Origin of the sequence: Aeromicrobium alkaliterrae (assembly GCF_039529015.1) — a bacterium.
Lineage (GTDB): Bacteria > Actinomycetota > Actinomycetes > Propionibacteriales > Nocardioidaceae > Aeromicrobium > Aeromicrobium alkaliterrae.
The window spans coordinates 87,447-112,327 of record NZ_BAAAME010000005.1; the positions used below are offsets into that span (position 1 = coordinate 87,447).

27 protein-coding genes and 1 riboswitch are annotated in these 24,881 nt (G+C 72.9%); of the genes, 13 read left to right on the forward strand and 14 right to left on the reverse strand.

What is annotated here, in order from left to right; translation table 11 throughout:
- Nucleotides 1-713: acyl-CoA dehydrogenase family protein (locus ABD127_RS14440; RefSeq protein ID WP_344202795.1), on the forward strand; the 713-nt coding region annotated here is incomplete at its 5' end.
- Between the two features lie 132 nt (nucleotides 714-845).
- Nucleotides 846-2,018, forward strand: coding sequence for an MFS transporter (locus ABD127_RS14445; RefSeq protein ID WP_344202797.1), 1,173 nt, complete (start codon nucleotides 846-848; stop codon nucleotides 2,016-2,018).
- 84 nt (nucleotides 2,019-2,102) lie between these two features.
- Here the strand turns inward: ABD127_RS14445 and thiD are convergent, their stop codons facing one another.
- From thiD to thiM, 3 genes are all read right to left on the reverse strand, one after another.
- Nucleotides 2,103-3,551, reverse strand: coding sequence for a bifunctional hydroxymethylpyrimidine kinase/phosphomethylpyrimidine kinase (thiD, locus tag ABD127_RS14450; RefSeq protein WP_344202799.1), 1,449 nt, complete (start codon nucleotides 3,549-3,551; stop codon nucleotides 2,103-2,105).
- The gene (thiE, locus tag ABD127_RS14455) at nucleotides 3,548-4,195 is read right to left on the reverse strand and encodes a thiamine phosphate synthase (RefSeq protein WP_344202800.1); all 648 of its coding nucleotides are present in this window, start codon (nucleotides 4,193-4,195) and stop codon (nucleotides 3,548-3,550) included. The genes thiD and thiE overlap by 4 nt, the downstream gene beginning before the upstream one ends.
- Entirely contained in the window at nucleotides 4,192-5,007 is an 816-nt protein-coding gene (gene thiM / locus ABD127_RS14460) for a hydroxyethylthiazole kinase (protein ID WP_344202802.1), read from the reverse strand. Before thiM ends, thiE begins: the two co-directional genes overlap by 4 nt.
- Nucleotides 5,000-5,092: riboswitch (TPP riboswitch) on the reverse strand. It overlaps the preceding gene by 8 nt.
- A 32-nt stretch (nucleotides 5,093-5,124) precedes the next feature.
- Here thiM and ABD127_RS14465 point away from each other — a divergent pair.
- Genes ABD127_RS14465 through ABD127_RS14475 form a run of 3 tightly spaced genes read left to right on the forward strand, consistent with a single transcriptional unit; the run spans nucleotide 5,125 to nucleotide 6,887 of the window.
- Nucleotides 5,125-5,784, forward strand: a complete 660-nt coding sequence (locus tag ABD127_RS14465) for a lysoplasmalogenase family protein (protein ID WP_344202804.1) — start codon at nucleotides 5,125-5,127, stop codon at nucleotides 5,782-5,784.
- A complete protein-coding gene (locus ABD127_RS14470; RefSeq protein WP_344202805.1) occupies nucleotides 5,781-6,551 on the forward strand; it encodes a lysophospholipid acyltransferase family protein in 771 nt (256 codons plus the stop codon). Before ABD127_RS14465 ends, ABD127_RS14470 begins: the two co-directional genes overlap by 4 nt.
- Nucleotides 6,552-6,608: 57 nt before the next feature.
- Nucleotides 6,609-6,887: a hypothetical protein gene (locus ABD127_RS14475; protein WP_344202807.1), complete on the forward strand. Its 279-nt coding sequence runs from the start codon at nucleotides 6,609-6,611 to the stop codon at nucleotides 6,885-6,887.
- 17 nt (nucleotides 6,888-6,904) lie between these two features.
- Here the strand turns inward: ABD127_RS14475 and ABD127_RS14480 are convergent, their stop codons facing one another.
- Nucleotides 6,905-7,618, reverse strand: a complete 714-nt coding sequence (locus ABD127_RS14480; RefSeq protein WP_344202808.1) for an exonuclease domain-containing protein — start codon at nucleotides 7,616-7,618, stop codon at nucleotides 6,905-6,907.
- Between the two features lie 161 nt (nucleotides 7,619-7,779).
- Between ABD127_RS14480 and ABD127_RS14485 the strand changes: the two genes are divergently transcribed.
- Nucleotides 7,780-8,646, forward strand: a complete 867-nt coding sequence (locus tag ABD127_RS14485) for an SDR family oxidoreductase (RefSeq protein ID WP_344202809.1) — start codon at nucleotides 7,780-7,782, stop codon at nucleotides 8,644-8,646.
- Here ABD127_RS14485 and aroQ read toward each other — a convergent pair.
- The gene (gene aroQ, locus ABD127_RS14490) at nucleotides 8,630-9,070 is read right to left on the reverse strand and encodes a type II 3-dehydroquinate dehydratase (RefSeq protein WP_344202811.1); all 441 of its coding nucleotides are present in this window, start codon (nucleotides 9,068-9,070) and stop codon (nucleotides 8,630-8,632) included. The two genes, ABD127_RS14485 and aroQ, sit on opposite strands and share 17 nt — an antisense overlap.
- 15 nt (nucleotides 9,071-9,085) lie before the next feature.
- Complete coding sequence (locus tag ABD127_RS14495; RefSeq protein ID WP_344202813.1) at nucleotides 9,086-10,231, reverse strand: aminotransferase class I/II-fold pyridoxal phosphate-dependent enzyme; 1,146 nt, start codon at nucleotides 10,229-10,231, stop codon at nucleotides 9,086-9,088.
- 92 nt (nucleotides 10,232-10,323) lie between these two features.
- Here ABD127_RS14495 and ABD127_RS14500 point away from each other — a divergent pair, with 92 nt between their 5' ends.
- From ABD127_RS14500 to mnhG, 6 genes are read left to right on the forward strand one after another with little or no spacing between them, the layout of a single operon-like run.
- Nucleotides 10,324-13,158 carry a Na+/H+ antiporter subunit A gene (locus tag ABD127_RS14500; protein WP_344202815.1) on the forward strand — a complete coding sequence of 945 codons (2,835 nt, stop codon included), beginning with the start codon at nucleotides 10,324-10,326 and terminating at the stop codon, nucleotides 13,156-13,158.
- A 16-nt stretch (nucleotides 13,159-13,174) separates the two neighbouring features.
- A complete protein-coding gene (locus tag ABD127_RS14505; RefSeq protein WP_344202817.1) occupies nucleotides 13,175-13,693 on the forward strand; it encodes a Na(+)/H(+) antiporter subunit C in 519 nt (172 codons plus the stop codon).
- On the forward strand, nucleotides 13,690-15,258 hold the full coding sequence (locus tag ABD127_RS14510) for a Na+/H+ antiporter subunit D (protein ID WP_344202818.1): 1,569 nt from the start codon (nucleotides 13,690-13,692) through the stop codon (nucleotides 15,256-15,258). The genes ABD127_RS14505 and ABD127_RS14510 overlap by 4 nt, the downstream gene beginning before the upstream one ends.
- Nucleotides 15,255-15,770: a Na+/H+ antiporter subunit E gene (locus ABD127_RS14515; protein ID WP_344202820.1), complete on the forward strand. Its 516-nt coding sequence runs from the start codon at nucleotides 15,255-15,257 to the stop codon at nucleotides 15,768-15,770. Before ABD127_RS14510 ends, ABD127_RS14515 begins: the two co-directional genes overlap by 4 nt.
- Nucleotides 15,767-16,066: an MrpF/PhaF family protein gene (locus ABD127_RS14520; RefSeq protein ID WP_344202822.1), complete on the forward strand. Its 300-nt coding sequence runs from the start codon at nucleotides 15,767-15,769 to the stop codon at nucleotides 16,064-16,066. Before ABD127_RS14515 ends, ABD127_RS14520 begins: the two co-directional genes overlap by 4 nt.
- Nucleotides 16,063-16,380, forward strand: coding sequence for a monovalent cation/H(+) antiporter subunit G (mnhG, locus tag ABD127_RS14525; protein WP_344202824.1), 318 nt, complete (start codon nucleotides 16,063-16,065; stop codon nucleotides 16,378-16,380). Before ABD127_RS14520 ends, mnhG begins: the two co-directional genes overlap by 4 nt.
- A gap of 7 nt (nucleotides 16,381-16,387) precedes the next feature.
- On the opposite strand, the gene ABD127_RS14530 is transcribed toward mnhG, so the two are convergent.
- The 4 genes from ABD127_RS14530 to ABD127_RS14545 all read right to left on the reverse strand — a co-directional run bounded on the left by ABD127_RS14530 (nucleotide 16,388) and on the right by ABD127_RS14545 (nucleotide 21,170).
- Nucleotides 16,388-17,239, reverse strand: a complete 852-nt coding sequence (locus ABD127_RS14530; protein ID WP_425545836.1) for an Fpg/Nei family DNA glycosylase — start codon at nucleotides 17,237-17,239, stop codon at nucleotides 16,388-16,390.
- Nucleotides 17,240-17,279: 40 nt separating this feature from the next.
- Entirely contained in the window at nucleotides 17,280-18,338 is a 1,059-nt protein-coding gene (locus tag ABD127_RS14535; protein ID WP_344203687.1) for an alpha/beta hydrolase, read from the reverse strand.
- 36 nt (nucleotides 18,339-18,374) lie between these two features.
- The gene (locus ABD127_RS14540; RefSeq protein ID WP_344202828.1) at nucleotides 18,375-19,592 is read right to left on the reverse strand and encodes an Nramp family divalent metal transporter; all 1,218 of its coding nucleotides are present in this window, start codon (nucleotides 19,590-19,592) and stop codon (nucleotides 18,375-18,377) included.
- 129 nt (nucleotides 19,593-19,721) lie between these two features.
- On the reverse strand, nucleotides 19,722-21,170 hold the full coding sequence (locus ABD127_RS14545) for a DEAD/DEAH box helicase (RefSeq protein ID WP_344202830.1): 1,449 nt from the start codon (nucleotides 21,168-21,170) through the stop codon (nucleotides 19,722-19,724).
- A gap of 233 nt (nucleotides 21,171-21,403) precedes the next feature.
- On the opposite strand from ABD127_RS14545, the gene ABD127_RS14550 reads away from it, so the two are divergent.
- A complete protein-coding gene (locus ABD127_RS14550) occupies nucleotides 21,404-23,245 on the forward strand; it encodes a M48 family metallopeptidase (RefSeq protein ID WP_344202831.1) in 1,842 nt (613 codons plus the stop codon).
- Here ABD127_RS14550 and ABD127_RS14555 read toward each other — a convergent pair whose 3' ends face one another.
- Genes ABD127_RS14555 through purS form a run of 4 tightly spaced genes read right to left on the reverse strand, consistent with a single transcriptional unit; the run spans nucleotide 23,246 to nucleotide 24,652 of the window.
- Complete coding sequence (locus ABD127_RS14555) at nucleotides 23,246-23,524, reverse strand: GNAT family N-acetyltransferase (protein WP_344202833.1); 279 nt, start codon at nucleotides 23,522-23,524, stop codon at nucleotides 23,246-23,248. It abuts the gene before it with no gap.
- On the reverse strand, nucleotides 23,521-23,742 hold the full coding sequence (locus ABD127_RS14560; protein WP_344202835.1) for an SCO4848 family membrane protein: 222 nt from the start codon (nucleotides 23,740-23,742) through the stop codon (nucleotides 23,521-23,523). Before ABD127_RS14560 ends, ABD127_RS14555 begins: the two co-directional genes overlap by 4 nt.
- A complete protein-coding gene (gene purQ / locus ABD127_RS14565) occupies nucleotides 23,739-24,413 on the reverse strand; it encodes a phosphoribosylformylglycinamidine synthase subunit PurQ (RefSeq protein ID WP_344202836.1) in 675 nt (224 codons plus the stop codon). Before purQ ends, ABD127_RS14560 begins: the two co-directional genes overlap by 4 nt.
- Nucleotides 24,410-24,652, reverse strand: coding sequence for a phosphoribosylformylglycinamidine synthase subunit PurS (gene purS / locus ABD127_RS14570; protein ID WP_344202837.1), 243 nt, complete (start codon nucleotides 24,650-24,652; stop codon nucleotides 24,410-24,412). Before purS ends, purQ begins: the two co-directional genes overlap by 4 nt.
- Nucleotides 24,653-24,881 lie beyond the last annotated feature (229 nt).

Here is a 24,881-nt window from a genome sequence, read left to right on the forward strand (position 1 = left end):
ACGGCGGCTGGGTCGTCAACGGGTCCAAGACCTTCATCAGCAGCGGCCAGCAGGCCGACCTCGTCGCGGTCGTGTGCCGCACCGACCCCGCCGGCGGGTCGAAGGGCTTCAGCCTGCTCGTCGTCGAGCGCGACATGCCCGGGTTCACCCGCGGTCGCAAGCTCGCCAAGGTCGGCCTGCACGCGCAGGACACGTCCGAGCTGTCCTTCGAGGACGTCTTCGTGCCGGACGCGAACCTGCTCGGCGAGGTCGGCGGCGGCTTCGGCCAGCTCATCAGCAAGCTGCCGCTCGAGCGGCTCTCGATCGGCGCGCAGGCGATCGCGAAGGCCGACACGATCTTCGCCTCGACGCTGGCGTACGTGCAGGAGCGCCACGCGTTCGGCAAGCCCGTCGCGGACTTCCAGAACACGCGCTTCGAGCTCGCGGCGATGTCGGCCGAGCTCGACGTGACGCGCGCCTTCATCGACCAGTGCATCGTCGCCCTCGAGGCCGGCGAGCTCACGGTCGTCGACGCTGCGAAGGCCAAGCTCTGGGCGACCGAGGTCGAGGTCCGCGTCGTCGACCGCTGCGTCCAGCTGCACGGCGGCTACGGCTTCATGCTCGAGTACCCCGTCGGCCGCGCCTACCAGGACGTCCGCGTCCAGCGCATCCACGGAGGCACGAGCGAGATCATGAAGGAGATCATCGGCCGCGACCTCGTCGGCCGCCGCTGACCCTCCCCGAACGACCGCTCGCGAGTGAATTCCCGCCCCCTCGCGAGAGACTTTCCGCCCCTCCGCGAGTGAGTTTCCGCCCCTGTCGGGGCGCGGGCTCGCTCGCGGACGGCGGGGAGGACAATGACGAGAGTGAATCGGGTCGCGTGGGGGGCGCTGCTGGCGAACTCCGTGATCGTGCAGGCCGTCACCTTCCTCCTCCGTCCGGCCAGCACCTACCAGGCCATCTCGCTCGACGTGCCCGGCGGCGCGCTAGGTGCGATCGGCGCGACGTTCGCGATCGTGCCGCTGCTGCTCGCGATCCCCGTCGGCGGACTCGTCGACCGACTGGGCGAGAAGCGGCTCATGGTCGGCGGCGCGGTGCTGATGATCGGCGCCTCGACGGTGTTCCTCACGGCGGCCGAGTCGGTCGCCGGGCTGGTGGTGGCCAACGCCCTGCTCGGCGCCGCCCACCTGGCGTGCGTGATCGGGCAGCAGTCGCTCGTCGCCAACACCGCCGCGCCCGGACAGCTCGACGCCCGCTTCGGGTATTACACGTTCATGGCCTCGCTCGGGCAGGCCGCCGGTCCCAGCCTGATCGCGGCCGTCGCCGGCACCTCGGTGCAGCCCGACACCCGCCCCATCTTCATCCTCGCCGCCGCGATGAGCAGCGCGCTGCTCGTGACGTCGCTGCTGGTCCCCCTGCACCGGCGATCGGTCGACCAGCGGGCCGAGGCGCGGGGCGGGCTCGTCGCCCTGCTGCGCACCCCCGGCCTCGGACGCGCCCTGACGACCAGCGCGATCATCCTGTCGGCGGTCGACCTGACCCTCGTCTACCTGCCGGCGCTCGGGGCGGAGCGCGAGCTGACGGCGGCGACGGTCGGTGCGCTGCTGACGGTGCGCGCGGTGTTCTCAATGGCCTCCCGACTGCTGCTCGGTCGGCTGTCGGCCTGGCTCGGGCGCACCCGGCTGATGGCGACCTCGATCGTCGTCACCGCCGGCGCCCTGCTCGTCTGCGCCGTGCCGCTGCCGCCTGCCGTCCTGTTCCTCGTCGTGGCGTTGATGGGCCTGGGGCTCGGTGTCGGCCAGCCGCTCACGATGTCGTGGTTGACCGAGCAGGCTCCCCCGGCCCAGCGCGGCACGGCGCTCTCGCTGCGCCTGGCCGGCAACCGGGTGGGCCAGGTCCTGATCCCGACGACCCTCGGTGTCGCGGCGGTCGGCACCGGCGCCCCGGGCGTCCTGGCCGCGACCGGCGTCGCCGTCGGCGCCTCCGGACTCCTCCTGCGCGGCTTCAACATCGACACCCGGCCTCCCGACCCCGACTGACCGCTCGCCGAGGGGCGGGAATCCACTCGCGGAGGGGCGGGAACTCACTCGCCGGGGGGCGGGAATTCACTCGCGAGCGGTCGTTCAGGGGGTGAGGGGGGCGGCGAAGAAGGCGCGCTCGTGCTGGGCGGAGGTGCGGAAGGCCTGCCACATGCGCTCGCGGGTCGCCGGGTCGGCGTCGCGGGCGACGCGCTCGACGATCGCGCGGGCGTGCGCGGCGGCCTCGGCGAAGGACGGGTCGCCGTACGTCACGAGCCAGTCGCGGTACGGGTGCTCGTCGGTCGCCGCAGCCGCGAGCCGCAGCCCGATGTCGGCGTACATCCAGTAGCAGGGCAGCACCGCGGCGACGCCCTCCGCGTACCCCGCCTCGACCGACGAGCGCAGGTGCGTGACGTAGGCCTCGCACGTCGGCGACACCTCGACCCGACCGCCCCCGGTCCAGGACTCGTGCAGGCGGAGCTCCTCCTCCAGGCACTCCGCCGCGCCCTTGCTCCAGAACGCCCGCTCGGCCGCGTCGGCGGCGAGGGCAGAGGCCGCGCTCAGCACCTCCGCGTAGCCGTGCAGGTACTCGGCGTCCTGCGCGAGGTACTCGGTGAAGGCCCCGCGCGGCAGCGTGCCCGCGGCGAGTCCGGTCAGGAACGGGTCGGCGTCGGTGCCGGCGCGCACCTCCGCGATCCGCTCCCACCACTCCCCCGTCACGTCGGTGCGCACACCACCGCGCGACCACAGGCCGGCGAAGTGGCTGACCGGCCCGTGCCCCTCGCCGACGCGGAGCGCGGCGCCGTGCCGCAGGCTCTCGGTCAGCCACTGCTTGGACCGGTCGACGCTCACGAACCAGTCGTCCTCGCTCGCCTGCCACGTGGCGACGGCCGACGACAGGGAGCACCCCGTCCCGTGGGTCGCGGTCGTGTCGACGCGCGGCGCCACCAGCGCTCGCACCGGTACGTCGGCCGCAGCGTCGACCAGCGCGTCGTGCACGAGGTCGCCGTCCAGGTGCCCGCCCTTGGCCAGCACCGCGACGCCCCACCCGCGCGACACCGCGAGCGCCTGCGCGACGACCGCGTCCCAGTCCCGAGCCGGCTCCTCGTCCGCGAGGACGGCCAGCTCCGGCACGTTCGGCGTGATGAGTCCGGCCGACGGGAGCAGCTCGCGCAGCGCCTGCTCGGCCTCCGGCACCAGCAGACGGTCGCCGCTCGTGGCCACCATGACCGGGTCCAGCACCACGACGCGGGGCCGCACGCGGCCGAGCCACTCGCCGACGACCTCGATCGTCGCGACGTCACCCAGCATCCCGATCTTGACCGCGTCGATCGCGACGTCGTCGCTGACGGCCTCGAGCTGCTCGCGCAGGAAGGCCGCCGGCGGCGTGTGCACCGAGCGGACGCCCTGGGTGTTCTGCGCGACCAGCGCGGTCACGACGGCCATCCCGTAGCCGCCGTTCGCCGCGATGCTCTTCAGGTCGGCCTGGATCCCCGCGCCGCCGGTCGGATCGGTGCCCGCGATCGAGAGGACCCGCGGGATGGCGCGCGTCACCGGTCCTGCTCCTGCCACGCGCTGGCGTAGGCGCGAGCCGCCGCCTCGGGGTCGGGCGCCCCGCAGATCCCGGAGACGACGGCGATGCCCGCCAGCCCCGCGCGTCCGAGGGCGCGGGCGTCCGCAACGGTCACGCCTCCGATCGCGACCGCCGGCACGGGTGACAGCGCCGCCCGCTCGCGCAGGCCCGCGAGGCCCAGCGCCTCGGGCGCGTCGGGCTTGGTCGGGGTGCCGCGCATGGCACCGATCCCGACGTGGTCGACCACGGCCGGATCCACGGCCGCCAGCTCCGCAGGAGTCGCTGCGCTCAGGCCCAGCACCGCGTCCGGACCAATCGCGGCCCGGACGTCGCTCGCCGGGTCGTCGTCCTGCCCCACGTGCACGCCGGCGACCGCGAGTCCCGCGGCGCGAGCGTCGAGGAACGCCATGACGTCGTCGTTGACGATGAGCGGCACCCCGGCCGGCAGCACCTCCGCGACCGAGCCGATCACGTCCAGCAGCTGCGCGCGCGAGGCGTTCTTCTCGCGGACCTGCACGGCCGTCACCCCGCCCGCGACCGCCGCAGCCACGACGTCCGGCAGCGCGTGCCCCGCCGCGGCCGCGACCGCCGAGTCCGTCACGAGGTACAGCGACAGGTCGGTCACGACAGAGCCGCGCGCGTGCGCAGGTCGCCGCCCGTGACCGAGGCCAGCGCGTCGAGGAAGGCGACCGCGAACGAGCCGGGGCCGGCGGCCGCCTCGGCCGCCACCTCCGCAGCGACGGTGTAGGTCGTCGCCGCGGCGACCGTCGCGACGAACGGGTCGGGCTCGACCGCCGCGAACGCCGCCATCACGGCCCCCAGGGCGCAACCGCCGCCCGTCACCTTGGTCAGCAGCACGTCGCCGTTGGCGATCCGGGCCGTGCGACGACCGTCGGTCACCAGGTCGACCGGACCCGAGACGGCCACCACGGCCCCCGAGGCCAGCGCCAGCTCCCGCGCGACGTCGGCCGCGGCGTCGACCTCGTCGAGCGCGTCGACGCCACGCCCACCGGCACCCGCGCCCGCCAGGGCGAGGATCTCGGAGGCGTTGCCGCGCACGACGGTCGGGCCGACGTCGCGCAGCCGGTGCGCGAGCTCGGTGCGCACCGGGAGCGCGCCGATCGCGACCGGGTCGAGCACCCAGGGGGTGCCGGCCTGGGCGGCGCCGGCGACGGCGGCCTCGATCGCAGCGCGCTGCTCGGCGTGCGGGGTGCCCAGGTTGACGAGGATGCCGCCCGCGACGCCCGCGAAGATCCCGGACTCCTCCGGGATGTCGACCATCGCGGGTGCTGCGCCGACGGCGAGCAACGCGTTCGCCGTGAAGTTCACGACCACGTCGTTCGTGAGGCAGTGCACGAGCGGGCCGGTGGACCTGACTCGGTCGAGCGCGTCGACGGACGCGGCGAGCAGGGCAGGGGTGGAGGTGGACGACGTCATCGAGGGACATCCCTTCGCTAGTTCGAGCTAGAGCAGGTTCTGCGGGTGTGTTCTCAGCCCCAAGGGGGCACCCCGTGTCTGCCGGTCAGGCTAACCCACGAGCACTACGGTGGATCCATGAGTGAGGTCCGGATCCCGTGGTGGCCGCTGTTCGGCGTCGTCGCGGTCGTGCACCTGGTGCTCCTCGCCGCCGACGCGTCGCCGTGGGACAGCATCACCAAGTGCCTCGCCGCGCCCCTGCTGATCGGCTGGGTCCTGACCAGCGGAGCCCCGCGCATCCTGGCGCTCGCGCTGCTCTTCTGCCTCGGCGGCGACTTCTTCCTGGAGCTCGACGGGCTGTTCCTGGCCGGCATGGGCTCGTTCGCGCTGGCCCACGTCTGCTTCATCACCTGGTTCGTGCGGCACGGGGCGGTCGAGCGGCTTCGCGCGAATCCGCTCCTCGTCGTCGGCCTCGCCGTGGCCGCCGTCGCGATCGTCGTGAGCGTGTGGAGCGGGATCGACGACCCGGTCGTCCGCGCGGTCCTGCCGTTCTACGCGCTGCTGCTCTCCGGCACGGCCGCCACGGCCCTGGTGACCGAGCGGCTCGCCGGAGTCGGCGCGGTCCTGTTCCTGGTCTCCGACGCGCTCATCGCGCTGACGGTGTTCGACCGGGTCGGGACGACCGCCGTGACCCACGTGGCGATCATGGTGCTGTACCTCGGAGCGATCGCCCTGCTGACGCTCGGCGGCGCTCGCCTCGCCCCACCGGCTCGCGCACTCGCGCCCGAGCCCGCGTGACCGCCGAGCGCCGCTCGGACCGGGTCTACCGCGTCGTCGTGCGCCTGGTCGCCGGCCTCTTCCGACTGCAGGGATACCGGTTCGACGTCAGCGGCACGGAGCACCTGCCGGCCGACGGGCCGGCGGTGCTCGCGGCGAACCACCAGAGCTTCCTCGACTTCACGCTGGTCGGCCGGGCGGTGCGACCGCGGGGACGCCTCGTGCGCTTCATGGCCAAGCGCTCGCTCTTCGGCCGCAACCCGCTGGGCTGGGCGATGCGGCGGATGGGGCACATCCCGGTCGACCGCGCGTCCGGGGCCGTGGCCTACCGCCAGGCCCGACGCTGGCTCGCCCAGGGTGACGTCGTCGGCGTCTTCCCCGAGGCGACGATCAGTCGGTCGTGGCTCATCAAGCCGCTGCGGCGCGGGGCTGCCGGCCTCGCGATCGAGGCGGGGGCGCCGCTCGTGCCGGTCGTGACCTGGGGCGGGCACCGCATCTTCACGGTGGACGGCCACCGGAGCCTGCGGCGCCGGATCCCGATCACGATCCGCGTCGGTGAGCCACTGCACCCGGGAGCCGACGAGAGCATCGAGGACCTGACCGCGCGCCTGCAGGCCGCGTTGACCGAGCTGCTCGACGCGGCGATCGCCGAGTACCCGGAGTCGCCGCGCGACGAGGACGACCGCTGGTGGCTGCCCCACGACCGCGGCGGCACCGCCCCGGACCCGGAGACGGCCCACGCGCTGGACGTCGCGGGCGTGGCCCGCACCGGTGACACGCTCGAGTAGGGCTCAGGCGCACGACGAGCGGTTGCGCCGTGCTCGCCCGCGACCGATCATGCTGCCGTGACGATCTCATCGAGGACCCGACCACTCACTCGCACCCTGGCCGGCACGGCGCTGGCCCTGGGGCTCGTCTCCTCCGGGCTCGTGTCTGCTCCCGCGCACAGCGCCCAGCAGCTCCGCGTCCACGTGACGGGCTCGACCAAGTCCGCGTGCCTGGGCCAGATCACCGCTCAGTGGCGTACGTACAGCGCCCAGGGATACACCCTCGTCGAGCACTCGGGCTGCTACCTGCCCCGCGGGAGCCGGCACTGGACCGGCTGGGTGCTCTTCAGCCGCTAGCAGCGGCGCGACGTCTCTCAGGCGGTGGCGCGGTGGCTGACCGCTGCGGCGAGCGGCCAGCCTGCCGGGTCGTCGAGCGAGCGGCCGTTGTCGATCGCCCAGCGGTTCCACCTCTCGGCCTTGGCGGCGTGCCAGCGCTGCTGCTGGGAGACGACCTGGCGTGAGGTGAGGTCGCCGAGCTGGGGGTTGCGCACCGCCTGCACCCGCGCGACCTCGAGGGCGGCGCGGGCGTCGGCCTGCGCCTCGTGCGCGTCGAGCAGCGGCACGCCGAGACGCGCGGCGACGTCGATCAGCCGGCGCTGGCCGCGACGACGCTGCGCGAGGCCCCAGTCGATCAGGTAGGGGTCGATCACGACCAGACGCCACCAGTCGGGCTCGGCGATGCCGTGGCGACGGCACTCGGCCGCGAGCATCGTGAGGTCGTAGGCCGCGTTGAACACGACGAGCGGCACGCCGCGGTCGATCAGGCGGTCGACCCACCGGGCGATCACCTCGATCGCGACGACCGAGGAGGGTGCCCCGAGCAGCGCGGCCGCGTCGAGCCCGTGCACCGAGGACGCCGCAGCGGGCACCGGGACCCCGGGATCGACCAGGCCGTCGTGGGACTCGTCGTCGGTCAGCAGGGCGAAGCTGATGACGCGGTCGTGGAGCGGGTCGACGCCGGTGGTCTCGAAGTCGAGCGCCGCGAGCGGCCCGTCGTGCCAGCGCCGCGGCGGCGCCGACGGGTCCACGAGTCCCGAACGTTCTGCGAATCCTGCTGGCTCCATTGCGCCTCCCACGTCGTGCCGCCACGCTAGCCGTCGGGACGGACAGGTTCGGGGTGCCACGCGTTCCCACGGAGGACCAAAACCAGTACGATCGTCCAAGATCAATCCGACCCCCAGGAGCTCGCGTGCGCAAGACCAGGTTCGACGGCACCGTCACCGTCATCACCGGCGCCGGCAGCGGCATCGGGCGCGCCACCGCGCTGCTCACCGCACGACGTGGAGCACGGGTCGTGCTGACCGACCTCGACGGCGCCGGCCTGGCCGAGACGGTCGCACTGCTCGCGGCCGACGGCCTGGGCACCTCCGTCGTCCACCACGAGGCGCTCGACGTGACCGATGCCGACGCCGTGCTGGCCTTCGCGGGCCGCACGCACGACCTCGTCGGGTCGGTCGACGTCGTCATGAACGTCGCCGGCATCTCGACCTGGGGCCGCATCCAGGACCTCGGCCTGGAGCACTGGCGGCGCACCGTCGAGGTCGACCTGATGGGGCCGATCCACGTCCTGCACGCGTTCGTCCCACCCATGATCGCGGCCCGTCGCGGTGGTCACGTCGTCAACGTGAGCTCGGCGGCCGGCCTGTTCGGCCTCCCGCTCCACGCGCCCTACAGCGCCGCGAAGTTCGGACTGCGCGGCGTCAGCGAGGTCCTGCGGTTCGACCTGGCCCCGTACGACATCGGCGTCACGCTGGTGTGTCCCGGCGCCGTCGCGACCCCGCTCGTCGGCACGGTCGACATCGTCGGCGTCGACCGCACCGACCCCCGCGTCGCCCAGGCGATCGGGCGGTTCGAGAAGCACGCCGTCTCGCCGGAGAAGGCTGCGGCGGCGATGGTGCGCGCCGTCGAGAAGGGCCGGCACATGGCCTTCACCTCGGGCGACATCCGCTTCGGCTGGTACGGCCAGCGCTACGTGCCGGTCGGCTACGCGGCGGTCATGCACGCCCTGAACAAGGCCGCCCGCCGCACCCTGCGCTCGGTCAAGCCCGTCGGATGACCTCGGCCAGCTCGCGCACCGCGCGGGCGTAGCCCGGGACCCCCTCGCCGACCACGACGACGTCGGCGACGTCGCTCAGGTACGAGTGGTGGCGGAAGCTCTCACGCGCATGGACGTCCGAGACGTGCACCTCGGCGAACGGCAGCGCGACCCCCGTCAGGGCGTCCCGCAGCGCGACGGAGGTGTGGGTCAGACCGCCCGGGTTGATGACGATGCCCGACGCCACGCCCCGCACCTCGTGGATCGCGTCGATCAGGACGCCCTCGTGGTTGCTCTGCAGCGCGGTGACCGTGAACCCCAGCCCGGCCGCGGTGGACTCCACCAGCGCGACGACGTCGGCGAGCGTGTCGGTGCCGTAGACCTCGGGCTCGCGCGTGCCGAGCAGGTTGAGGTTGGGTCCGTTCAGGAGCAGCAGCGAGGGCACGAGCCCACGCTACCGTCACGCGACCGCGGCGCCGAGGCGTTCGAACGCGAGGGTCAGGACCTCGGGCGTCGTGGCGTAGTTGAGGCGCGCGAAGTCCGGACCGCCGCGGCGCAGACGTCCGGCCTCGGGCAGCCCGCCGAAGGGCGAGGCCTCCCCGAGCGCGACCTGCGCCCGCTCGCGCAGCACCACCGCGGCCTCGCCCCCGAGGTCGTAGGCCGCCAGGTCGAGCCAGGCGAGGTAGGAGTGCTCGTGCATCACGACCTCGGCGCGCGGCAGGTGCACCTCGAGCAGCTCGGCCACGAGGCGGCGGTTCTCGGCCAGGTCGGCGCGGACGGCGTCGAGCCACTCGACCCCCTCGGTCCAGGCCGCCTCCTGCGTGCGGATGCCGACCTGGCTCGGGCCGTGCGAGAGCAGCTCGGGCAGCGCGCCCACCTCGTCGGCCGCTGCGTCGCCCGCGACGAGGAGGCCCGCCTTGACCCCCGCCAGGTTCCAGGCCTTCGACGCCGAGGTGACGACCAGCGCGTCCTCCGTGCCCGGCAGCGAGAGGTACGGGGCGAACGCCACCGGGTCCGCCAGCGGCGCGTGGATCTCGTCGACCACGACCCGCACGTCGTGGCGTCGCGCGAGCTCGGCGACGTGGAGCAGCTCGGCGCGGATCGGCGCGATCGACGTCGGGTTGTGCGGGTTGCACAGCAGGAACGCGGCCCGGCCGGCGTGGGCCGCGAAGGTGTCGGCCAGGGCGTCGAGGTCCAGGCCCCAGTCGGCGCCCAGCGGCACCTCGACCGCTCGCGCGCCGACCGTCGAGATCGCGTCGAAGAACGGCGGGTACACCGGCGGCGTCACGACCACGGTCGACCGGCCCGCGAGCCGCAGGCCCTCCACGACCCCCGTCATGACGTCGGCGACGGGCCGTGCGAAGCCCGGCTCCCAGGCCCAGCGACCCCGTGCGAAGGCGCCGAACGCGGCGGCGTAGCCGCGGTCGTCCGGGTAGCCGAGGTCGCCGATCGCGGCGACCTCCTCGAGCACCCGGGTCACCGCGGGCGCCAGCGACGCGTCCATCTCCGCGACCCACAGCGGCAGGACGTCGGGGCCGAACCACGACCACTTGACGCTCCTGCGGGCGCGCAGGTCCGGCAGCGTCAGCTCACGCAGGGGTCGCATGCCCACATCGTGCCGCAGCCAGGCGTGACCCGCGTCTCGGCGCGCCACCGCCCGAGGCAGCACCGGTCCCCAACCGGTAGACTGGACGTCGGATGATCACCCTTGTCGCTGCGCACCTCCTTGCCGCAGCGGCGGCCCCTGCCCTGGTTCGTCTGCTCGACCGGCGGGCCTTCCTCGTCCTGGCCCTCGTGCCGGCCGCGAGTTTCGCCTGGCTCCTGCCGAAGGTCGTCGCGGGCGACCTGGTGACGCAGGAGATCTCCTGGGTCCCGGGCCTCGGGCTCGACATCTCGCTGCGGCTCGGTGAGGTCAGCGGTCCCTTCTCGCTGCTCGTGACCGGCGTCGGAGCCCTGGTCCTCTTCTACTGCGGCTGGTACTTCAAGCCGGGCGACACCGAGCTGTGGCGGTTCAGCGCCGTGTTCACCGCGTTCGCCGGCGCGATGCTCGGCCTGGTCCTCTCCGACAACGTCTACGTGCTCTACATCTTCTGGGAGCTCACGACCGTCCTGTCGTACCTGCTCGTGGGCCACAACCCGGAGCGCCGCGCCAACCGTCGCGCCGCCATGAACGCCCTGCTGGTCACGACCTTCGGCGGCCTCGCGATGCTCGCCGGGCTCGTGATCCTGCACCTCACGTCCGGCACCCCCCTGCTCAGCGAGATCGTCGCCGCCCCGCCGGAGGCCACCGTCACGGTGCAGATCGCCGTGGCCCTCGCCCTCGTCGGCGCCGTGTCGAAGTCGGCGCTCGTCCCGTTCCACTTCTGGCTCCCGGGCGCCATGGCGGCCCCCACGCCCGTCAGCGCCTACCTGCACGCGGCGGCCATGGTGAAGGCCGGCATCTTCCTGGTCGCCGTCCTGGCGCCGGCGTACGCCGACCTGGCGTGGTGGCGGCCGACCCTCGCCACGCTCGGCATCGTCACGATGGTGATCGGCGGCCTCCGGGCGCTGCGCCAGTACGACGTCAAGCTGCTGCTCGCCTACGGCACCGTCAGCCAGCTCGGCTTCCTGACCCTGATCGCCTCGATCGGCACCCGGTCCGCCGCGATCGCCGGTCTGGCGATGGTCGTGGCGCACGCCCTGTTCAAGTCGACCCTGTTCCTGGTGGTCGGCATCATCGACCGCAGCGCCGGCACGCGCGACCTCCGCGACCTGTCGGGGCTCTGGCGGCTCCTGCCGTGGCCGTTCGCCGCGGCCGTCGTCGCCGGTGCGTCGATGGCCGGCATCCCGCCCGTCTTCGGCTTCGTCGCGAAGGAGGCCGTGCTGGCCTCGATCGAGGACCTCGGGGCCGACACCGGCGCCGGGTGGGGGGCCGTGGCCCTCGGCGGCATCGTCGTCGGCACGATCCTCACGGTCGCCTACACCGCGCGCTTCGTCTGGGGCGCCTTCGCCACCAAGGCCGACGTGCCGCCGTGCGACATCATGCGCCGCTCCTCGTGGTTCGTGGTCTCCCCCGTGCTGCTGGCGGCCGCCTCGCTCGTCGCCGGCTTCTCGGGCCCGTGGCTCACGACGATCCTCAGCCGCGCCGGGGAGGCCTACCCGGCCGGTGCCCACGAGCTCGAGCTGACCCTCTGGCACGGCGTCAACCTGCCCCTGCTGCTCTCGCTGACCACGATCGTGCTGGGCATCGCCCTCTTCGTCGCGCGTCGCGCCGTCGCCGCCACCCAGCACGCGATCACCGACCGCCTCCCGATGCCCGACGCCGAGCAGTCGTACTACGCCGTGATCCGCGGCGTCGAGCGCGTCTCGGTCGAGCTCACAGGTCGGGTCCAGCGCGGTTCGCTCCCGTTCTACCTGGGCACGATCATCGTCGTCCTGGCCCTGCTGCCCGGTTCGATGCTGATCCGCGCCTTCGTCCTCGACGAGGGCGGGCTCGACGTCGACCTCGCCGACCGGCCCGCCCAGGTCGTGATCGTGGCCCTGGCGGTCGGTGCCGCGATCGCCGCCGTCCGCTCGCGGCGCCGCCTGCGCGCCGTGCTGCTGGTGGGCCTCACGGGCTACGCCACCGCGATGCTCTTCGTGCTCCACGGGGCACCCGACCTGGCCCTCACCCAGGTGCTCGTCGAGACCTTCCTGCTGGTGACGTTCGTGCTGGTGCTGCGTCGCCTCCCCCCGTTCTTCTCGGAGCGCCCGTTCACGGCCGACCGGTGGGTCCGCATCGCCGCCGGCGTCACGGTCGGCACCGTCGTGGCCGGCCTCGCCCTGCTCACCGCTGCCTCGCGCATCGCCGACCCGATCGGCCAGGAGTTCGCCGAGCCCGCGGTCAGCTACGGCGGCGGCTACAACATCGTGAACGTCACCCTCGTCGACATCCGTGCGTGGGACACCCTCGGTGAGCTCTCCGTGCTCGTCGTGGCCGCCACCGGCGTCGCCAGCCTGATCCACCTGCTCACCGACCGCGCCGAGCGCATCAGCCGCGTCCCCGCCGGGTCCGGCTCGCAGCGCTGGCTGCAGCGCCTCGACGCCGTGCGCGCCGAGCGTCGCTCGGTCGTGTTCGAGGTCGTCACCCGCCTGGTGTTCCACGCCGTGATCGTCTACTCGATCTTCATCATGCTGATCGGCCACAACGAGCCCGGCGGCGGCTTCGCCGGCGGCCTCATCGCGGGCCTCGCCCTCATGGTGCGCTACCTCGTGGGTGGCCGGCAGGAGCTCGACGCGGCCGCGCCCGTCGACGCCGGTCTCGTGCTGGGCCTCGGCCTCGCGACCGCGGCCCTCGCGGGCCTCCTGCCCACGCTGCTCGGCGGCGGGGTGCTGCAGAGCGCCATCGTCGACATCCCCCTCGGCCCCCTCGGCGAGCTGCACCTGGTCACCTCGGTCTTCTTCGACATCGGCGTCTACCTCGTGGTGATCGGCCTCGCCCTCGACGTGCTCCGCAGCCTCGGCGGCGGCATCGACCAGCACGTCGCCGACGAGGACCAGGCGGTGGGCGTATGAGCGAGGTGACCCAGGCATGAGCGTCGACCTGACCCTGATCATCGCGATCGGCGTGCTCGTGGCGTGCGGCACGACGCTGGTGCTCGAGCGCAGCCTGACCCGCATCCTGGTCGGCTTCGTGCTGCTCGGCAACGGCGTCAACCTGTTCTTCATCGTGGCCTCCGGCCCGCCCGGTGCCGCCCCGATCGTGCGCGACAACGGCGAGCGCATGGCCGACCCGCTGCCCCAGGCCATGGCCCTGACGGCGATCGTCATCACGCTCGGCGTCACGGCGTTCGGCCTCGCGCTGGCCTACCGCACCTGGCAGCTCGAGGGGCACGACGACGTGCAGGACGACCTCGAGGACGCCCTCGTCATCCGCCGCGCCGAGCGCGACGACCTCTCGGCCAGCTTCGACGAGGTCGACGAGTCCCTCCCCGAGGAGGAGGGTGCCGACCTGCCGGCGGTCGACGACGAGGTCACCGACGAGAACGCCGAGACCGCCGACGACGAGCCCCACAACGACGGCGCTCCTGATGCAGGGGGAACCCGATGAACCACCTCGCGAGCCAGCTGGTGCTCGTGCCGGTCATCGTGCCCCTGCTCGGCGCCGGCCTCTGCCTGGCGTTCGGTCGCTCCGCGCGCGCCCAGCGCATCATCAGCATCGTCGCCCTCGCCCTGGTGGTCGCCGCCGCGGCAGCCCTGCTGTGGCGCGCCGACCAGTTCGGTCCGCAGTCCGTCAACGTCGGCGGCTGGCCCGCCGAGATCGGCATCAGCCTCGTCGCCGACCGCCTCTCGGCCCTCCTGCTGGTCGTGTCGACGATCGTCACGTTCTCGGTGCTGCTCTACTCGTTCGGCCAGGGCATCGTGGAGTTCGGTCGCGACACCCCGCTGTCGGTCTTCCACCCGACGTTCCTGGTGCTGAGCGCGGGCGTGTCCGCGGCGTTCCTCTCGGCCGACCTGTTCAACCTGTTCGTCGGCTTCGAGATCCTGCTCGCGGCGAGCTACGTGCTGATCACCCTCGGAGGCACGGAGGCCCGGGTCCGCGCGGGCACGATCTACGTCGTCGTCAGCCTCATCTCGTCGGTGCTGTTCCTCATCTCGATCGCCGCCGTGTACGCGGCCACCGGCACCGTCAACCTGGCGGCCCTGCCCGAGCGCATCGCCGCACTGCCCGAGCCGCTGCAGCTCGTGCTCCAGCTCATGCTGCTGCTGACGTTCTCGATCAAGGCGGCGATCTTCCCGCTCTCGGCCTGGCTGCCCGACTCCTACCCGACCGCGCCCGCCCCCGTGACCGCCGTGTTCGCCGGACTCCTCACGAAGGTCGGCATCTACGCGATCATCCGCGTCCAGACGATCGTGTTCCCCGACCAGCCGCTGCGCACCCTGCTGCTGACCGTCGCGATCCTGACGATGGTGGTGGGCATCCTGGGCGCCGTCGCCCAGTCCGACATCAAACGTCTGCTCTCGTTCACCCTGGTCAGCCACATCGGCTACATGCTCTTCGGCATCGCGCTGGCCAGCGAGGCCGGCTACGCCGGTGCGATCTTCTACGTCATCCACCACATCACCGTGCAGACCGCGCTGTTCCTGGTGGCGGGGTTGATCGAGTACCGCACCGGCACCACCCAGCTGGACCGGCTCGGCGGACTCGCGCGGGCCGCGCCCGTGCTCGCGGTCCTGTTCTTCGTGCCGGCCATGAACCTCGCCGGCATCCCCCCGTTCTCCGGGTTCCTCGGCAAGCTCGCCCTGATCCAGGCCGGCACCGAGGCCGGCGACTGGCTGGCGTACGCCGGCGTCGGCGCGAGCCTCGCGGTGAGCCTGCTGACCCTCTACGCCGTGGCGAAGACCTGGAACCGGGCCTTCTGGCAGCCGCGCGACGAGGACATCCAGCACGACACCCCCAAGACCGGTGCCCTGCACCCGGGTCAGGCCACCATGACCGACGACAAGGTGCTGCGCCTGCCCCGCGGCATGGCGCTGCCGACCCTGGCGCTCGTGGCGTTCTCGGTCACGCTGACCCTCGCGGCCGGGCCCCTCATCGGCGTCAGCCAGCGGGCGGCCGCCGAGCTGCAGGACCGTACGCCGTACATCGAGGCCGTGCTGGGTGATGCCGAATGATCCGCTGGACCGCCGTGCTGGGTCTGACCCTGCTGTGGCTGATGCTCTGGGGCGACGTCACGCCGCTGCTCGTGCTCGGCGGCGTCCTGGTGGCGCTCGTGGTCGTCGTGGTCTTCCCGTTCCCGAAGGCCGACTGGGACGGCTCGTTCCGACCACTGCCGTTCCTCGTCCTGGCCGGGCGGTTCGCGTTCGACCTCGTCGTCGCGAGCTTCCAGGTGGCCTGGATCGCCGTGCGTCCGAAGGAGCTGGGCGACAGCGCCGTGATCGCGGTGCAGCTGCACACACGGTCCGACCTGCTCCTGGTGCTCACCAGCGAGCTCGTCTCGCTCGTCCCCGGCAGCCTCCTGATCGAGCTCGACGCCGAGCAGGGCAAGATCTGGCTCCACGTGCTCGACGGCGGCCAGGACCTCGCGAAGGTCGAGGCCGGGGTGCTCGCCCAGGAGCGACGCCTCATCGCGGCGCTCGGCTCCCGCGAGGAGCGCGACGCCTACTGCTCGGGGGCGATCTCATGACGACCGTCGGCATCATCTGCATCGCCCTGCTGGCCGTGACCGGCACGTTGTGCCTCGTCCGGATCGTGCGCGGGCCGACGACCCTCGACCGCACCGTCGCGGCGGACGTGTTCGTCGCGGCCACGGCGGGCGCCATCGGCATCGAGGCGGCCATCGGGCGCCACACCACCACGCTGCCGATCATCGTCACGCTGTCGCTCGTCGGCTTCCTCGGGTCGGTCAGCATCTCGCGCTTCGCGGCGCGTGACGACGGGCCGTCCGAGCGCACCGCCCGCGACCGGAAGGGCCGCTCATGATCGACGTCATCGCCGGCATCTTCCTCGTGACCGGCGCGCTCCTCGCCCTGGCGGCCTCGATCGCCCTCGTCCGGTTCCCCGACGTGTTCTCCCGCATGCACGCCGCCACCAAGCCTCAGACGCTCGGGCTCATCTGCATCCTCGTGGGCCTGGCCCTGCGGCTGCAGACCACCGTCGCGACCACCACCGTGCTGCTGATCATCGCCTTCCAGCTGCTGACCGCGCCGGTCGCGTCGCACATGGTCGGTCGCGCCGGGCACCGCATCGGCCTGCTCGACCCGAAGCGGCTGTCGCGCAACGACCTCGACGACTGACCCGGCGCTACTTCACGAACTTGCTCGTCGACCGGTCCTTGAGGGGCTTGCCGTCGGTCTGGCAGGTCGGGCAGTACTGGAGCGACGAGCCGCTGAAGACGACCTCGGCGATCGTGTCGCCGCACACCGGGCACGCCTCGCCCGTGCGGCCGTGGACCCGCATGCGCGTGCGCTTGTCGTCCTTCAGCTCGGCCGGCGGCTTGCCGTGCGCCTCCTCGAGCGCCTCGGCCAGCACCTCGGTGATCGCGGTCTCGAGACGCCCGATCTCCGCGTCGTCGAGCTTCTCGGCGATCGCGAACGGCGACAGCTTCGCGGCGTGCAGGATCTCGTCGCTGTAGGCGTTGCCGATGCCGGCCAGGATCTTCTGGTCGCGCAGCAGCCGCTTGACCTGCATCCGCCGGGCCAGCAGCGGACGCAGCTCGAATCCCTCACCGAGCGGATCGGGGCCGAGTGCGGCGATGCCCGGGACGTCCGCCGGGTCGCGGACGAGGTAGACCGCCAGGCCCTTGCGGGTGCCGGCCTCGGTCAGGTCGAAGCCGCTCGTGGGACCGTCCCCGAGGTCGAGTCGCAGGCGCAGCGCGATCGGACCGTTGCCCATCTTGAGCCGCGTGGTGGCGAGCTTGTCGGACCAGCGGAGCCAGCCCGCCTTCGCCAGGTGGATCACGAGGTGCAGGCCGTCGACGTCGATGTCGATGAACTTGCCGTGGCGGTGCACGCCCGTGACCGTGAGCCCCAGGAGTGCGTCGAGCGGCGGGTCGAAGGTCTTCAGCACCGCGAACGACGCCGGCTCGACCCCCGCGACGACCGCGCCGGTCATGCGGGCGCGCAGGTCCGCGACGAGTGCGTCGACCTCCGGCATCTCGGGCACGAATCCATCATGGCACCCCGCGCGCCGGGGGTCAGTCGTGCTTGGTGAAGAAGCCCTCCATGCCGGGCCAGGTCGTGCGGATGGCCGCGCGGCCGGTCAGGACACCGAGGTGACCGCCGGGCGCCTGGAGGAGCTGGGCCGTCGGCGCACCGGTCGTGAGGTCGAGCAGGTGCTCGACGGCCGGCAGCGGCGCGAGCGTGTCGTTGAGGCCCGCGACCACCAGGACCGGCACGTCGATGTCGGCCAGTCGGACGTCGCGGTCGTTCAACCGCATCGTGCCCGTCGCGAACTCGTTGGTGCGCATCACGACGTGGTACAGCTGCCCGAACGTGCGCCCCGGGTACGCGTACATGCTGCTCATGAACCGGTCGACCGCCTCGAGCTGGGCGAGGAAGTCGCGGTCGTCGGCGTGCGTCAGCATCGAGATCGGCTTGGTCAGGTACTTGTCAGCGGCTGAGAGCTGGAAGCCCCACTTCGTCAGCGGCGCCGGGACCCCGCCCAGCGATCGGTACACCGGTCCGACGAGGCCGCCGAGCACCTTGTCGACCGGCCGCGCCAGGGCGAGCAGCGGCACCTCACGCAGGTCGAACGGGCTGGCGACCGCGGTGGCCGAGGCGATCGGCAGGTCCTGGCGGGCCGCCGCGGTGAACATCGTGAAGATGCCGCCCAGGCTCCATCCGGCCATGTGCAGGTCGGCTCCCTGCGCGTCGACCGAGGCGTACGCGAGCGCCTCCGGGAGCAGGTCGTCGACCCAGTGCTCGATGCCGAGAGCCCGGTGCCCGAAGTTCACGGGGCCGTAGTCGACGAGGTAGACCTCGCGGCCCTGGTTCACGAAGAACTCCGCGACGCTGCAGCCGCGTCGCAGGTCGAAGGCGATCGCCGGGGCTGCGAGCGGCGGCGTCAGGAACAGCGGCCGACCACGCGCGGGCACGCCCTCGGCCGGGCGGTACCGGTAGAGCGTGAACCGCTCGTTGCTCACGACCTCGTCACGCGGCATGGGGCGCAGGTCCGCGAGCGGACGGCGCCGCACCTTGTCGATCAGGTTCGTGCGGGCCGCGCCGAGGTCACGCGGGATCCGCAGGGGTGTCATCGCCACGCCGGAAGTCTCCCACGACCGCCGGGGGTCTCACCCGGTGAACGTCAGCCAGAGCAGGGCGAGGTTGAGGGCGATGACGATCCCCGCGACCACGCACGCGGCCGCCGTGACGACGCGACGGTTCACGTGCTCGCCCATCACGTCGCGGCGGGCCGTCAGCATCACGAGCGGGATCAGCGCGAACGGGATGCCCAGCGAGAGCACGACCTGGGAGACGACGAGGGCCCGGCTCGGCTCGACCCCGATCGCCAGGACCACGACCGCCGGGATCGCCGTGACGACCCGGCGGACGAGGCGCGGCAGACGGATGCCGAGCAGGCCCTGCATGACCTCGGCCCCGGCGGCGCTGCCGACCGACGTCGACGCCAGCCCCGAGCCCAGCAGCGCCACCGCGAACAGCAGCGCGACCCCGGTGCCCAGCTCGGACGTCACCACCTCGTGCACGCCGGTCAGCGTGTCGGTGCCGTCGATGCCGTACAGCGCGGAGGCCGCGAGCACGAGCAGCGACAGGTTCAGCACGCCGGCGAGCACGAGCGCTGCGGCGACGTCGACCCGCGTCGCGCGCAGGAGCGTCGTGAGCGAGAGCCCGTCTCCGCGGGTGCCGAGGCGGTCGGTCGTCAGGCTGGAGTGCAGGTAGATGACGTGGGGCATGACGGTCGCGCCGATGATCCCCGAGGCCAGCAGGACGCTCTCGGCGCCGTCGAAGCGCGGCACGAGCCCGCCGACCAGGTCGACCGGGTCGGGCGGGGCCACGAACAGACCAGCCACGAAGCCCACGGCGATCAGCGCGAGGAACGCCATGATGGTGCGCTCGAGCGCGCTCTGCCCGCGGCGGTCGCCGATCATGAGGATCAGCACCGAGACGACGACCGTGATCGCGGCGCCGACCACGAGCGGCAGGTCGAACAGGAGGTAGAGCGCGATCGCTCCGCCCACGACCTCGGCCAGGTCCGTCGCGATCGCGATCGCCTCGGCCTGCGCCCAGTAGGCGAGGCGGGGCCCGGTGGGGAGCCGCTCCCCCAGGTGGGTCGCGAGCGACCGCTGGGTCACGAGCCCGAGCTTGGCCGAGAGGTACTGCACGAGCACGGCCATGACGTTCGCGAGCACGACGACCCACACCAGCGTGTAGCCGAACGACGCCCCGGCCGTCACGTTGGTCGCGACGTTGCCCGGGTCGACGTACGCGACCGCGGCGATGAACGCCGGGCCGATCAGCACGACGCGTCGCAGTCCCGTCCTCACCAGCACGGGTCCACTATGGCCTGCCGTCGTGACCGCACGCCCGTCGAGGCTCAGGGCCCAGGATCCGACGCGCCCCTGAGGTGCGAGGAACGAGCCTCGAAGGGGGCACCGCCGCCCCGCGGGGTGGCGGTGCGATCAGCGCGAGGTGGCGCCGCGGTTGCCCGCGGGGCGACCCTGGCCGCGACCGCCCTGGCCCTGACCCTGGCTGCGCGGTCGCTGACCGCCCTGGCCCTGACCACCCGAGCCACCGCGGCCGCCGCGACGACGACCCGCACCGTGGTTTGACCGGTTGCCGGCGGCCGCCGCGGCGCGGCCGCCACCCGAACCGCCCTGGCCCGTGCCGACGCCGGGGGCGTCGCCCGGGCGACCCGTCGTGGCCAGCGACTCGACCGTGAGGGGCGAGGCGAGGTCCTGACGGCGGTGCTGGCGGGCGCTGACGCCGGCCTTGCGCTGCAGCTGGACGACGTCGCGCTGGTCCTCCGGCGTCGTCATCGTGACGACCGTGCCGGACTCACCGGCGCGGGCCGTGCGGCCCGAGCGGTGCGTGTAGGCCTTGTGCTCGGCGGGCGCATCGAAGTGCAGCACGAGCGGCACGTCGTCGACGTGGATGCCGCGAGCGGCGATGTCGGTCGCGACGATGACCTGGGCGTCGCCCGAGGAGAACCGGGCGAGGTTGCGGTCGCGCTTGCGCTGGTCGAGGTCACCGTGGAGGTCGACCGCCTCGATGCCGCCCTGGGTCAGCTGGCGCGCGACCCGCGCCGCGCCGCGACGGGTGCGGGCGAACACGATCGTGCGCGGGGTGTTGAGCAGCAGGTCGCGGACGACCTGCATCTTCTCGGTGCGGTCGGTGACGACGAGGTGGTGCGTCATCTCGCCCTCCTCGACGAGCGGCGCGGCCACGTCGTGCAGCACGTGCTCGGGCAGGTGGCGCTTGACGAGCTTGTCGACGTCGCCGTCGAGCGTGGCCGAGAGCAGCAGGCGCTGCGCCGATCGCGGCGTGCCGGTGAGCAGCGCGTCGACCGGCTTGTAGAAGCCGAGGTCGCAGAGGTGGTCGGCCTCGTCGAGGACGATGATCTCGAGCTGGTCGAGGTTCGCCGCACCGCGGGCGATGAGGTCGGTCAGGCGACCCGGCGTGGCGACGACGAGGTCGACGCCCTCGCGCAGGCGCTGGGCCTGACGGCTGATCGGCATGCCGCCGAGGATCGTCATGGTGCGCAGGTTGAGCGCGGTGGCCATCGGCGCGAGGTCGCGCTCGATCTGCGAGGCGAGCTCGCGGGTCGGCACGAGGATCAGGCCGCGCGGGGCCTTGGGGCGACGCTGGCCGCCGGCCAGGGTGTCGAGCACCGGGATGCCGAACGACAGGGTCTTGCCGGAGCCGGTGCGGGCGCGGCCCAGCACGTTGTAGCCGGCCAGGGCCGCCGGGAGGACGGCCGCCTGGATCGGGGTCGGCTCGACGATGCCCTCGCGGGCGAGCGCCTTGACGAGCGGCTTCGGCAGGCCGAGATCGGAGAATCCGGTGGACTCGGCGGGGGTGGTGGAACGGGTGGACGTGGCCGGCGCGACGCCGGCAGGCGTGGAATTCACAAGACTCTCAGACAGATCGGGCACCGACGAGATGTCGGGGCGCAGGGCGCGCGATCAGCGAGAAGTGCCAACGGCGCAGAGGGGCTCACGGGACGGAGCCACGTCTCTAGTCTACTGCCTGCGCGCCCCGGAGCCGACCACGAGCGACGTGCGTTGCCCCACGTCTGGCGAAAACCCTGTGGGCACGCTGTCACCCGTGGCATCCTGATCGCCGATCCTGGGAGGGAACCGCCGTGAAGACCACCTCGCGCGCCGCGCTGAGCATCGCCCTGCTCGCCGGCTTCTACCTCGTCGCCGTCGGCATCGTCGCCGTGACGATCGCCCTGGCCGTGCAGGCGTTCGCGCTCGGCGGCGAGGCCGTCGGCGTCAAGCTCGGCCTGCTGGCCGTCGTCGTCGGCCTCGGTGTCGGCGGTGCCGTCTGGAGCGCGAGCCGCGCGCCGGGCCGCGACCCGGGTCCGGACGTGACCCGCGCAGATGCGCCCGAGCTGTGGCAGGTCGTCGACGAGCTCGCCACGCTCGCCGAGACCCGCGGGCCCGACCGCATCGAGCTCGTGAGCGAGGTCAATGCCGCGGTGTACGAGGACGCCAGGTTCCTGGGCCTGGTCGGCGGGCCTCGCACGCTCCTGATCGGCACCCCGCTCGTGCAGGGCCTGGACGTCGCGCAGCTGCGATCGGTGCTCGCCCACGAGCTGGGTCACTACTCCGGGTCGCACACCCGACTCGCGCCCCTGACCTACCGCGGGCGCCTGGCGATCAGCCACACGCTCGCGCGGCTCGACGGGAAGCTGAGCGGCTGGCTCCTCAAGCAGTACGCCAAGCTCTACATGCTCGCGTCGCAGGGGGTCAGCCGGTCGCAGGAGCTGGAGGCCGACGCTCTCTCGGTGCGCGCCGCCGGTCGCGCCACGGCCCAGTCCGCTCTCCGCGCCCTGCCCGCCCTGGCCCGGGCGCACGACCACTACGAGAACACCTACGTGCGCACGGCGTGGGAGCTGGGCTTCGTGCCGACCCCCGCCGACTACGTGACGGGCTTCGGCGACCTGCTGCGCGAGCTCGAGCCCCAGCTTGCGGAGCTGCGCGCCGAGCCGCCGGCCGACCCCACGTCCCGCTGGGACTCGCACCCGTCGATCGCCGACCGCATCGCGGCGATCAGCGTCCTGCCCGAGAGCGACGCCACCGCCGACCCCCGTCCTGCGAGCGACCTGTTCGCCGACCTGCCGACCCTGGCCGCCCGCGAGGCGTCCGTGTGGATCGAGGGGACCGGCAAGCCGACCCGCCCGTGGCCGGAGCTCACCGCCCTCGTCGCGACCGACGACCTCCAGCGCCGGGCCGACCTCGTCTACCGCGCCGCCGCCCACCTGGACGGGACGGACGGCTCCGGCCTCGCTCACGTCACCCAGCTCGTGGCCCGCGGGGACGGACCCCGCCTCGTCGACGCCGTCGCGCACGACGCCTCGGAGGAGGAGCGTCCCGAGGTGCTGGTCGACGTCCTGGCCACGCTCCTCGGGGCCGCCGCCGTGACGGCCGGCACCGCGAGGTGGACCGACGGCTTCGACGGGCAGGACCTCGTCGCCGCCGACGGACGACCGTTCGACGCCCGTCCTGCCGCCCTCGCCCTCGCCACCGCGCAGCCGGCGGACGCCGAGCTCGCCGCCCTCGGCATCGACCTCGCGGCGGGCGTGCAGGCCAGCCGCACGGCGGACGCCCAGGGCGCCGACATCCTCGACGGTCTCGCCAACCTGCGCGTCGACGGGAAGGATCACGACCTGCTGATCCTCACGACGGGCCTGCTGCTCAAGCCCGGTCCGAAGTCGACCGACCACGGCAAGCGGCGCCTGACCGAGTGGGCCCAGTCCGCTGCCCCCTCACAGCTCGCGGCCGAGGCCTGGCACGTCGCCTACGAGGACGTCGCGAACGCCGAGGTGCACAAGATGTTCCCGTTCCGCATGACGCTGAGCCTGCGCGACGGCACGCAGCACGAGCTGCGGGGCCGGGTCACCGCGGAGATGCTGACCGACGACGTCTTCATCAACCTGCTCGGTGCCCTGGGCTTCGAGGCGGCCGACGCGGAGGCCTGATCAGGCGACGAGGTCGGTGTACTGCGGGTTCTTCTCCAGGAAGCTCCGCACGTACGGGCACAGCGGCTTGATGCGCTCGCCCCGCGACCGGATGTCGTCGAGCGCACCGGTCACGAGGACCTTCGCCAGGCCCTGGCCCGCGTAGGCGTCGTCGACCAGGGTGTGGGGCATGATCAGCACCCCGTCGCGCGGCTTGATCTCGGTGTAGCCGGCGACCGCGCCGTCGACGACGACCTCGTAGCGTCCGGCGGCGTCGTCGCGCCGCACCTCGGTGCTCATCCGATCAGCCCCACGAGGCCGACGAAGCCGGTCGCGAGCCCGAGGGACAGCGAGACGGAGATCAGCACGGCGTGCACGTTGAAGAACGTCGTGCGTCCGCCGGACTCGTCGCGCGAGCGCGGGTCGGCCATGATCCGCTTGGCGAACTGCGGCCAGATGACGAGGTTCCAGAGTCCGACGACCAGCAGCAGGATCGCGACGCCGACGGGGAGGGTCATCGGCTGACCAGCGAGGTCAGGACCGACGTGAAGAAGCCGAGGCCCTCGGTGCCGGGGCCCGTGAGCTCCTCGACCGCGTGCTCGGGGTGCGGCATGAGCCCGACCACGTTGCCGCGATCGTTGGTGATGCCGGCGATGTCGCGCAGCGAGCCGTTGGGGTTGACCCCCGCGTAGCGCACGACGACCTGGCCCTCGCCCTCGAGACGGTCGAGCGTGTCGACGTCGGCGACGAATCCGCCCTCACCGTTCTTGAGCGGCACCGTGACGGTCTGACCGACCGCGTAGTCGGAGGTCCACGCGGTGGACGCGTTCTCGACCACGAGCTGCTGGTCGCGGCACACGAACGTGCGGTGGTCGTTGCGGATCAGCGCGCCCGGCAGCAGGTGCGACTCGCACAGGATCTGGAAGCCGTTGCAGATGCCGAGCACCGGCAGGCCGCCGTTGGCGGCCTCGACGACCTCGGTCATGATCGGCGCGAACCGGGCGATCGCGCCGCAGCGCAGGTAGTCGCCGTAGGAGAAGCCGCCCGGCAGCACGATCGCGTCGACGCCCTGGAGGTCGTGGTCGCCGTGCCACAGCGCGACGGGCTCGGCGCCCGCGAGGCGCACGGCACGGCGCGCGTCGACGTCGTCGAGCGACCCGGGGAACGTGACGACCCCGACCTTGGTCACTGCTCCACCCGCACGGCGAAGTCCTCGATGACCGGGTTCGAGAGCAGCGTCTCGGCGATCTTCGCGATCTCGGCGAGCGTGGCCTCGTCGGCCGCGTCCACCTCGAGCTCGAAGCGCTTGCCCTGACGGACGTCGGTGATGCCGCTGAACCCAAGCCGCGGGAGGGCGCCGTGGACGGCCTTCCCCTGCGGGTCGAGAATCTCGGGCTTGGGCATGACGTCGACGATCACGCGAGGCATGGCCGCAGTCTATCCGCGCCCCCGCACGGCCGGGCACGCGGAGCCCGGAACGCGTCCGGGCTGGGGGCGGTGGATCCTCCACCGAAAGCGCCCGGACCTCCGCTGGGCGGTGAGTGTTCCACCTTCTGAGCGCTCATACGGTGGCTGACTCACCGCCCTTGGTGGAACACTCACCGCCCACCCCGCCCCACCCCACCGGGACGACGACGCCCCCCCGGGCCCCGGGGGG

Coding starts and splice junctions, on each gene's coding strand:
- ABD127_RS14560 (WP_344202835.1), bottom strand. CDS start 23,742: ATGACCCTCCCCGTCGGCGTCGCGATCCTGCTGCTGGTCGTCGGACTC.
- mnhG (WP_344202824.1), top strand. CDS start 16,063: ATGATCGACGTCATCGCCGGCATCTTCCTCGTGACCGGCGCGCTCCTC.
- ABD127_RS14555 (WP_344202833.1), bottom strand. CDS start 23,524: ATGAGCACCGAGGTGCGGCGCGACGACGCCGCCGGACGCTACGAGGTC.
- ABD127_RS14530 (WP_425545836.1), bottom strand. CDS start 17,239: ATGCCGGAGGTCGACGCACTCGTCGCGGACCTGCGCGCCCGCATGACC.
- purS (WP_344202837.1), bottom strand. CDS start 24,652: ATGCCTCGCGTGATCGTCGACGTCATGCCCAAGCCCGAGATTCTCGAC.
- ABD127_RS14500 (WP_344202815.1), top strand. CDS start 10,324: ATGATCACCCTTGTCGCTGCGCACCTCCTTGCCGCAGCGGCGGCCCCT.
- thiM (WP_344202802.1), bottom strand. CDS start 5,007: ATGACGTCGTCCACCTCCACCCCTGCCCTGCTCGCCGCGTCCGTCGAC.
- ABD127_RS14505 (WP_344202817.1), top strand. CDS start 13,175: ATGAGCGTCGACCTGACCCTGATCATCGCGATCGGCGTGCTCGTGGCG.
- ABD127_RS14465 (WP_344202804.1), top strand. CDS start 5,125: ATGAGTGAGGTCCGGATCCCGTGGTGGCCGCTGTTCGGCGTCGTCGCG.
- ABD127_RS14520 (WP_344202822.1), top strand. CDS start 15,767: ATGACGACCGTCGGCATCATCTGCATCGCCCTGCTGGCCGTGACCGGC.
- ABD127_RS14495 (WP_344202813.1), bottom strand. CDS start 10,231: ATGCGACCCCTGCGTGAGCTGACGCTGCCGGACCTGCGCGCCCGCAGG.
- ABD127_RS14515 (WP_344202820.1), top strand. CDS start 15,255: ATGATCCGCTGGACCGCCGTGCTGGGTCTGACCCTGCTGTGGCTGATG.
- ABD127_RS14535 (WP_344203687.1), bottom strand. CDS start 18,338: ATGACACCCCTGCGGATCCCGCGTGACCTCGGCGCGGCCCGCACGAAC.
- ABD127_RS14510 (WP_344202818.1), top strand. CDS start 13,690: ATGAACCACCTCGCGAGCCAGCTGGTGCTCGTGCCGGTCATCGTGCCC.